Genomic DNA, 1,002 nt, shown 5'->3' with positions numbered 1-1,002 from the left:
TCAGTCCTTGATCTCGCAGATGGGGGCGCCGGAGGTGAGGGAGGCGCCGACTTCGGCGGTCAGGCCCTTGATGGTGCCTGCCTTGTGGGCGTTGAGGGGCTGTTCCATCTTCATGGCTTCCAGGACGACGATCAGGTCGCCTTCCTGGACCTCCTGGCCCTCCTCGACCGCGATCTTGACGATGGTGCCCTGCATCGGGGAGGCGAGGGTGTCACCGGAGGCGGCGGGGCCGGACTTCTTGGCCGCGCGGCGCTTGGGCTTGGCACCCGCGGCCAGGCCGGTGCGGGCCAGGGACATGCCCAGCGAGGAGGGCAGGGACACCTCCAGGCGCTTGCCGCCGACCTCGACCACGACCGTCTCGCGGCCGCTGTCCTCCTCCGCCTCGGCGTCGGCCGGGGCGGCGAAGGGCTTGATCTCGTTGACGAACTCCGTCTCGATCCACCGGGTGTGGACCGTGAACGGATCACCGGAACCGGTCAGTTCGGGAGCGAAGGCGGGATCCCGCACCACCACGCGGTGGAACGGCACGGCCGTGGCCATGCCCTCGACACGGAACTCGTCCAGGGCACGGGCGGCCCGCTCAAGGGCCTCCTTGCGGGTACGGCCGGTCACGATGAGCTTCGCGAGCAGCGAGTCCCACGCCGGTCCGATCACACTGCCGGCCTCCACGCCCGCGTCCAGGCGCACCCCCGGACCCGAGGGCGCGTCGAACCGCGTGACCGTGCCCGGGGCGGGCAGGAAGCCCCGGCCGGGGTCCTCGCCGTTGATACGGAACTCGAAGGAGTGACCGCGCAGGACCGGGTCGTCGTAACCGAGTTCCTCACCGTCGGCGATACGGAACATCTCCCGCACCAGGTCGATACCGGCGACCTCCTCGGTCACCGGGTGCTCCACCTGCAGACGCGTGTTGACCTCCAGGAAGGAGATCGTGCCGTCCTGCCCGACCAGGAACTCACACGTGCCCGCACCGACGTAGCCGGCCTCCTTGAGGATGGCCTTGGA

General features: G+C 69.9%; 1 protein-coding gene. It reads right to left on the bottom strand.

Going from position 1 to position 1,002, the window contains the following annotated elements; translation table 11 throughout:
• Window positions 1-1,002 (bottom strand): ATP-binding protein (locus ACZ60X_RS43925; protein WP_469611468.1); only part of this gene is annotated, 1,002 nt, incomplete at its 5' end.

The organism is Streptomyces sp. NPDC104106, assembly GCF_055584345.1.
The sequence above is the reverse complement of the archived record's forward strand: the minus strand, read 5'-3'. Positions and strand labels throughout refer to the sequence as shown.